Raw genomic sequence first — 7,574 nt, 5'->3', positions numbered from 1 at the left:
GATCGACTCCGTTTGCCGCATCTGGGGGTGTTGCCCGCCGGTGGACACCGTATGCCGTACCTGGTGCGGCTCCACCGGCTGCGGACCGGTCATATCGCCGAGTCGCTCTCCTCGGCACTGCTCATCGCCGAGTCGCCCCCCTCGGGACCACTCTCCGCCGAGCCACGTCCATCCATGGCACCGAAGGCGATCGCGAAGATCGTGCCCATGGCGACACCGAACGCCACCCCACTAGCGCCGTCGAACAGAGCCGTACCGATGACGACACCGAAGAGAAGACCCAATCCCGAGGCGAACCAGCGTCGCCCCCCGTTACCAAACCCCGTCATGGCATGATCATATTTGCCTGTCACAAATACCCCTGACCAGGTGAAACAAACTACGGAAGGCGTCGCATGGAAGATCTTCCGGCACACGCCTTACTCAGCTGGCAAAGCCAGGGGCGGCCACACGGGACAACGGATGCTCCGTAACTGATCGGCGAATCACTACTCAGAGCCTTTCTTTGTCGGAGGAGAGCAACTCGGTTGGGAAAGGGAGCGACTTTCATCAGTATCCAGGTAGATTCGATTGAAGCCGGCATCATCAGGGAGGGAAGAACCATCGCTGACGATTAACGCCACCCGCTCCGCCACGGACCGCTCCACCTCCACGTACCGGTCGTAATTGCGATAGTCGTCCAGGAAGCGAAAGACCAGATCCGGATTGTACGACCACGCCTTCTTCCTGTGATCCCACAAAAACGCCCGACCGTTCGACACATCCACCACAAAAGTGCCGCTGGGATTTACTCTTTCCTCATCCCGGTAAATGACGTAGTAGGTCAACATCTGCCCGCTCCATCTTGTGCTCAAGGTCAGAGGCGATTGGAAAATCGCCCCTTGTCAACCCGCACCGTCGAACCTCTTCCGCAAAATTCAGCCCGGCAGCATCGAGTTCCCGCAGGTACTGCCGCCAACAGCCACCGTTCCGGTGGATCCACTTGGCGAAGGTAGCATCTTTCGGCGCGAATCTCTCACCAAGCCGCTCCGGCACCGCATCAGGCATTCCGTGTTCTTTGTTCAGGAACAGCATCTTGAGAAATGCCCGGACACGGTGAGGGCCCGGCTGATCCGCACGTCTGAGCACCTCGTAGGCGTTGTGGGTTGTCAGCCAAACGGCCCTCGACCGCTCGCTGTGCAGTTGCAACTCGAAGACCTGCCCCTCCGGCGACCGGATCGTGCAGTTGAAACCGTAGAACCGGTTGCCCACTCGCCAGAAGTTCTTACACAGGTTGTCACTAACCCCGAATCCTGCTTGCTCCAACCCTGCGAGGAAACGCTCGACCGAATCAGCGTAAGGAGCATCATCAGACAGGGCCACACAAAACCTCAACACATCGTTGACATCACGGCTGAATTCCTCGACGGAAATGCCTTCAGTCGCCGCCTCGTCGAGGAACTTTCGCGAAAGGGAGTCAAGGCCCTTCACGCGGTGCTCTTGGTCTCGCAGTTCCACATACGCATCGCCACCAAGGATGACGGCGACACGCTGACCAACTTCAACCAGAGCGTTCTGGACCCCGTCAGCTACTCGCTCCGCCTGCTGATGCAGGCCACGCAGGACCATTTGCTCGTGTGGCGTCAACTGAGCGAAGCTGTTCATGGATAGTAGGTCACGAGCAGGTTCACCTGCTGAGGAAGCACTGCCCGCATGACCAACGCCCGCCCCGTCGAGGTACGCGGCGTCGTCGGCGGACTCCGGCTCGGACGCAGCCGACGGGCCGGCAGGCGGCCGGCCGGGTGGCTCGGACCGGGCGCTGAACCGGCCTCGGGCCAGGCCGCGCAGCGGCATCGGCTGGCCGTTCCCGCCGAGGACCAGCGCATCCATGCCGACGACGTTGCCGTGGTGGGGAATCCCCGCGTGGGCGTAGAGAGGCTGGTCCCGAACCGTGCCGCTCTGCGGATCCAGGTAGAGGATCGTCCCGTTCTGGTTGAGCGCCACCCAGGCGTGCGACCCGCCGTCTTCCCACTCGGCGATGAGGAAGGCGTAGCTGCCGTGGCCGCCGAGCTGCAACTGGATCTCAAGCTGGTCGTACCCGTGCTCGACGGCAGCCCGCTGCCGGGCCGGGTTCCGCCGCCCGTTTCCCGGTGACTCGATCAGTCGCTGGAAGCGCCCGCCGGTCACCGCCTCGACCCGTCCTGGTCCGCCCTGCTCGCCCAGGATCGGCTTGGTGATGTCCCCTGCCTCGTAGCCGTCGAAGGTACGCGGGGCGGACACCCTCGGCCGGCCGTGCATCCACGTCTCGTAGAGCGACAGGGTGCAGTCAAGGCAGTTGATGCCCCGGGTGGGGTCGGCCGCCGGTCCGCCGTCGTTGGCGAGCGAGAACCACCTGCCCTGCCGGGGATCGGCGGTACGCATGATGGCACCGTCGGAGTAGCGGGGCATCGCTCGTTCGAGGTCGGTCTGGTGCAACGCCAACGGCGGGCGTAGTCCACCCCAACGGCCGTACGGGCGGGACCGGTCGATCGGCGGCGGGCGGTCGTCCCAGGTCAGGCCCGAACGATCACTCGTCTCGACGGCACCGGGAGCCAGCTCGGCCACGTCGTCGTTGATCCGGTGAAAGTCGGTCGGGTCGTCGATCACCACCTGGTCGGGAACGACCCGACCGTCGCGGACCGCGTCGGCCCAGTCCGTGTGTTCGTAGAAGTCGCGCTCCGCCTCCACGCTGGCCTGGAACATGTGCTCGGCGCGCAGGGTGAGGCCGGCCCCGGCGAACTCCCGGCCTCGCCGCCGCAGCCAGCCCGCGCGGTCCAGGTAGCCGCTCGCCGATCGGCGCAGACGAGTGGTGAGCTCCTCACGCCGTCGGTCCTCGTACCAGGCGCGCTGTGATTCGAAGTACCCCTGGTACCGGCGCCGTTCGAGAGCTTCCCGCTCGGCTGCCCACCTGGCGGCGTACCACTGCGGCGTCCTCGGGCGGGGCGGCTCGTCGGGCGGCGCCGGTCGAGGCGCGGGCGGACGGACGGCCGGCGGTGGCGTCGCCGGCCGGGGGGCCAGGGCCGCCAGTTCGGGAAACCGGTGCCTCCCCGACGGCGCGGCGGCGTCGGCGTCGAGCTGGGCCTGCACCGGCACCGCCGGTGCAGGCCGCGGCAGGGACGGCGAGGTTGTCTCGCCGCGCTGCGTACCGAGGGCAGGCACCGGCGTACCGCGGCCGTCCGCCGGGCTGGTCGATGGTGCGCCGACCGATGTGGCGGCGCCGGCGGTCACATCGCCGCCGCCACCGAACCCCACAAAGGACGGCAGGGTGCTGGAACCGAGCGCCCCGGAACCCGGCACGGTGCCGGCGGCGGTCACGCCGGTGCTGGCCGCGACGGGGCTGCTCGTCGCCGGTGCCGATGGCTGCCCCGTCGCCGCCGGATCGACCGGCTGCGGTGGCAGCGCGGCACGCTCCGTCGTCACCGACGACAGCGTCGGGCTGGCCGCCAGCGCGCCGGACCCCGCCTGTGGACCGACATCGGCGGGAACGGACGACAGGCCGGCGGGCCCACCGCTCTCGGCCGGTACGGCTGCACCACCGGCCAGGCGGCCGTCCGGCCCGGTGGCCGGGCCGTCATCCAGCGGCCCGGCCGGGGTGCCCTCGACAGGCCCGACGGTCACCGGCGACGACAGCGGCGGATCCACCAGAGCAGGCGGGTCCACCCTGGAGGAGAGCGGCAGGTCCGGCGTGGACGGCGACGGCAGGCTCATCGACGGCAGGGGCGCGGCCAGCGCGGCGAGCTGCCCGTCGAGGCGGGCACGCAGCGCCGCGTCGGCCTGACCGGTCGCCGAACCGGCGACACCGGAGACGGCTGCCCGGGCGGCGTCCTCCGGGGACAGGACGCCCTGACCGGTGGCCAGGCTCGCCGCACCCTCCGCCATCGTCTCACCGGTCATCTCGCGCCCGAGGTGCTCGGCGATCCGACCGCCCCGGCTGTTCGCGTGCCGCCCCAGGCCGGCCAGCGGCACCACCGCGCCGCCGGCCAGGCCACCGACCGCCGACGTGCCCAGGTCGGCCAGGTCCAGGCCGTCGCGACGCCCGGTGGAGTTCTGGTACGCCTGGGTGGCGAGGTTGATCCCGGACTCCTCCGCCGCTTCCTCCAGCCCACCGCGCAGGGTGCGCTTGCCGAGCCCGCGTACGCCGCCCCTGGTCACCTCCTTGGCGGCCCGCTCCCCGGCTTCCTTGAGGCCCGCCTTGAGCTGTTTCCTGGCGAGTTGGGCCAGCAGCCGCTTGAAGATCTGTTGCACCACGAGGCGGGTGGCGGCGATCACCCCGGCGGCGGCGGGTGAGGCCGCGCCTGCGGTGAGGGCGGTGGCCACCGCCAACGAGATCAGCTCGACGACGAGGATGCCCAGCTCGATCCAGACCTCGATCTTCGCGCCCTCGATGTCGCAGCCGCACTCCTCGACCAGCCGGCCCAGGTCGGTGCTCACGGCGAGCAGGACGTGCAGGGGTGCGTCGTCGCCCTCGGCGGTGCGTCGCCAGGCCCGGTCGAACGCCTCGGCCACCAGGCCCACGCCCCCGTACCCGCGACCCACCTCGGCGGCGGCGGCGATCGCGTCGTCCCGCGGACCGGCCAACGCGGCGGCGACGGCGTACCACTCGTCGGCGAGGTCCCAGACGGCGCGCTCGTTCCCCTCCGGCCACTCGACCCCGACGACCCAGTCCAGGGCCTCGTACATCCAACCGGGAAGCTCCCAGGGGCTGTAGTCGAGCGGGTGCGGGATGGGGCTGGGCAGGATGCTCACGCCGCTCTCCTCCGCGCCTCAGCGCCGGTGATCGTGCCGACCGGGTACGGCGTCGATCGCGCGGCCGGCGGCGACGTCGGTGTCCACCGTGGCCGCGACGGAGGTGGCCACGTCGGCGCCCAGCCCCGCCAGCGTCCGGCCGAGCCCCTCCCAGGCCCGCAGCAGCGTCTCCTCGTAGCCGCGGTAGCTCTTCTCGAACGCGGCGCCGATGTCGTCGCGGCCCCAGGGGCGTACGGCGCTCGCCTCGGCGATCCGGTCGCCGATCTGCTGCCGCCGGGCGCTGACGGCCTCGCCGGAGAGGCGTAGATCGGTGGCGGCGCGGCGGACCCGGTCGGGATCGAGCCAGAGCCGCTCCTCAGCCATGTCGGCCCGCCTCGCTCCGCACCACCGCGTCGGCCCGCCCGAGCAGGGTGCCGAAGTCGCCGGTGCGCAGGTACTCCACGGTGCCGGAGTTGGCGGGGAGGTGGGCCGCCACCAGTTCCTGGGTGGCAGCGACGGCGGCGGCGGTGGCCCGGCGGACAGTGGCGGTGATCTTCTCGCTGAGCGCCCGGGCGTCCCGTTCCCGGAAGACGGCGGGTTGCAGTTCCACCGAGATCAGCTCGCCGCGGGGGCCGACGGTCGCGGTGACCTGGCCGTCGTCGGAGCGTTCAACCACCCGCAGCTGCGCCAGCTTCCGTTGCAACTCGTCCAGACCGGAACGGAGCTGCTGGTACTGCCCGTAGACCTCGTCGAACCGCGCCCGGAGCGCGCGGTTGGCGTCCCGGTCCACACTGTCGGCCAACGCCACCCTCCCCGGTCACGTTCGGTCAGCCGAACCATACCGGGTGCCACGGAGTCGTGGGGGTCCGGTAATTTCGGGGCGTGATCGATCGTCAGCAGGCCGAGCAGCTCGCCACGGTGTGGGCCCGTCGCGACTCGCAACGCCTCGGGTACGAATGCCGCCCCTCGATCGACGAGTTCGACCTGGGGTACGTCATCCGATCGGTCGTCGCTGCCGAGGTCGGCACCGTCCCCGGTGACCTGCCGACCACCGTCGTCGACAAGGAGACCGGCGAGGTCTCCACCTGGCCCCGCGTACCGGCCGCGATGGTCGAGCAGATGTACCGCAGCAGCCGCCCCGCCGGGGGCCCGGCACCCCGCACCGTCGATCCGGCCAGCCAACTGCTCCGCGAGCTGCGGCGCCTGCCCACCCCGACCACCGTCGCCCACCTCACCGTCGACGGCCGGACGTACGTCGCCCAGGGCGTCAAGGGCGATGTCGAACTCCGCCACCACCGGCTGGTCCGCGCCTATCTGGACGCACTGCCGCCCGGGCACCTCGTGCGTGGCGGGGACCGGCACGCCGAACTGGTGGTGGTCTCCGACGTGCTGCACGAGTACGACCACCGCCGCGCCGCCGCCGGCCAGCCGGCGATGACGGCCGAGGAGGCGAAGGCGCTGCTCTCGAACGGCCGGTTCCAGACCTTCCAGGTCCGGGAAACCGGTGACCCCAACGGTGGCGAGGTCAGGGATGCCTGCGAGTCGTGTACGACGGCTCTGGTGGACTTCGGCGTACTGCCCTGGGGTGAGCTGGGCGGAATCACCGAACCGCCGGTGATCAACCGACCGATCCCGGTCGACGGCCGCTTCCCGCCGGAGGTGGCACAGGCACTGGCCGACGCGGGCTGGGACCAGAACCCGGTGAACTGGGCGCTGGCGGAGGGGGCCATCGAGGAGACCTGCGAGGTGGCCGGCCGCACCCACCGGCACGAGCCCTTTCCCGCGGCGGAACGGGTCTTCCTGGACTTCCCGGCGATCGTGACCTTCCGCCGTCGGCCTGGTGCCCAGGTGTGGATCCGCCAGTTCGACACCAACCCGACCTGGGCGGCGCACAGCGCCGACACGCTCGCCGACTTCGGTTCGGTGCTCGGCGTACGGCTGTTTCCGATCGGCTTGGAACGCCAGGACAGCATCCTCGCCGTCGACGAACACGGCCGGGTCTTCGCCCTCGACCAGGCCGGCGAATGGTTCCTCGGCGGGGACATCGACACCGCCCTGACCACGCTGCTGCTCGGTCTCGCGCCGGCCCGGGTCCGCGACGACGGCACCTGGTGACGCGGCCCGCTCGTCCCGGTGGGGCAGCCCGCCCTACAGCGTCCCGGACAGGTGATCGGGGCGGCTCACCCGCCCGGTCTGGCCGATGCCGTCGGGGAACTGGCCGACGAGGCGGGTGGCCGGGCGCTGCCGGGTCGCTTCTGGTCGGCGGTCGGGGTCACCTCGCCGGGCGGAACCGCGTCTGCGGGCGGGGGTGTGTCGTCGGCGAGACGTTCCACCAGATGGCGGCGGATCACGTTCTTGCCCGGTGCCCGGATGGCGTCCATGGCGGCGGTGTTGAGCAGCACGCAACTGCCCGACGGGCCGGTCACGGTCACCGTCACCACTCTTTCGTTGTCCAGGTTCGTCACCCGAAGCCGGGTACCGACCGGGAACCGGTCACTGGTCGCCGCCGGCGTGCCGCTCTCGGCCGAGAAGGTGACCGACCCGGAGCAGGCGCTCGGCTGGCTGGAGGTGGTGTCGGCGAAGCCGATCGTGGTCCCGACCACCGCCGCCGCGGTGGCCGCCAGCGCCACTCCGGCCGCCAGTACGTGCTTCCGCTGCACCTGCACCATCTCTTCCTCCCCAGTTCCCTCCATGCGGAGTACGGCTGAAAACCTCGCGGGGTTCAGATTCTTCGTCAGGAAGGTTCCCCAACTCTGCGACAAGATCCGGCGGACGCGCAACATGGCGCAACCTGCCAAGGGCCGGGTTGGGGCCAGGGGCCGGGCTAGGGC

7 protein-coding genes are annotated in these 7,574 nt (G+C 70.3%); 1 reads left to right on the top strand and 6 read right to left on the bottom strand.

Annotation, left to right across the window (positions count from 1 at the left end; genetic code table 11):
• Window positions 1-89: 89 nt before the first annotated feature.
• The 5 genes from E1166_RS27945 to E1166_RS27925 form a co-directional block, all read right to left on the bottom strand.
• Window positions 90-329, bottom strand: a complete 240-nt coding sequence (locus E1166_RS27945) for a hypothetical protein (RefSeq protein ID WP_132342884.1) — start codon at window positions 327-329, stop codon at window positions 90-92.
• Between the two features lie 159 nt (window positions 330-488).
• The gene (locus E1166_RS27940) at window positions 489-830 is read right to left on the bottom strand and encodes a hypothetical protein (RefSeq protein ID WP_132342883.1); all 342 of its coding nucleotides are present in this window, start codon (window positions 828-830) and stop codon (window positions 489-491) included.
• Window positions 799-4,764 (bottom strand): toxin glutamine deamidase domain-containing protein, encoded by a 3,966-nt coding sequence (locus E1166_RS27935; protein WP_132342882.1) that lies wholly within the window; start codon window positions 4,762-4,764, stop codon window positions 799-801. Before E1166_RS27935 ends, E1166_RS27940 begins: the two co-directional genes overlap by 32 nt.
• 18 nt (window positions 4,765-4,782) lie before the next feature.
• Complete coding sequence (locus tag E1166_RS27930; RefSeq protein ID WP_132270231.1) at window positions 4,783-5,127, bottom strand: hypothetical protein; 345 nt, start codon at window positions 5,125-5,127, stop codon at window positions 4,783-4,785.
• Window positions 5,120-5,551 carry a YbaB/EbfC family nucleoid-associated protein gene (locus E1166_RS27925; RefSeq protein ID WP_347813042.1) on the bottom strand — a complete coding sequence of 144 codons (432 nt, stop codon included), beginning with the start codon at window positions 5,549-5,551 and terminating at the stop codon, window positions 5,120-5,122. The genes E1166_RS27930 and E1166_RS27925 overlap by 8 nt, the downstream gene beginning before the upstream one ends.
• 74 nt (window positions 5,552-5,625) lie before the next feature.
• Here E1166_RS27925 and E1166_RS27920 point away from each other — a divergent pair, with 74 nt between their 5' ends.
• Window positions 5,626-6,858: an SUKH-3 domain-containing protein gene (locus E1166_RS27920; protein WP_132342880.1), complete on the top strand. Its 1,233-nt coding sequence runs from the start codon at window positions 5,626-5,628 to the stop codon at window positions 6,856-6,858.
• Between the two features lie 65 nt (window positions 6,859-6,923).
• Here the strand turns inward: E1166_RS27920 and E1166_RS27915 are convergent, their stop codons facing one another.
• Entirely contained in the window at window positions 6,924-7,412 is a 489-nt protein-coding gene (locus E1166_RS27915) for a septal ring lytic transglycosylase RlpA family protein (RefSeq protein ID WP_243710559.1), read from the bottom strand.
• Window positions 7,413-7,574: the final 162 nt, after the last annotated feature.

The sequence above is a fragment of the Micromonospora sp. KC213 genome, from assembly GCF_004348325.1.
Taxonomy (GTDB): Bacteria; Actinomycetota; Actinomycetes; order Mycobacteriales; family Micromonosporaceae; genus Micromonospora.
The sequence above is the reverse complement of the archived record's forward strand: the minus strand, read 5'-3'. Positions and strand labels throughout refer to the sequence as shown.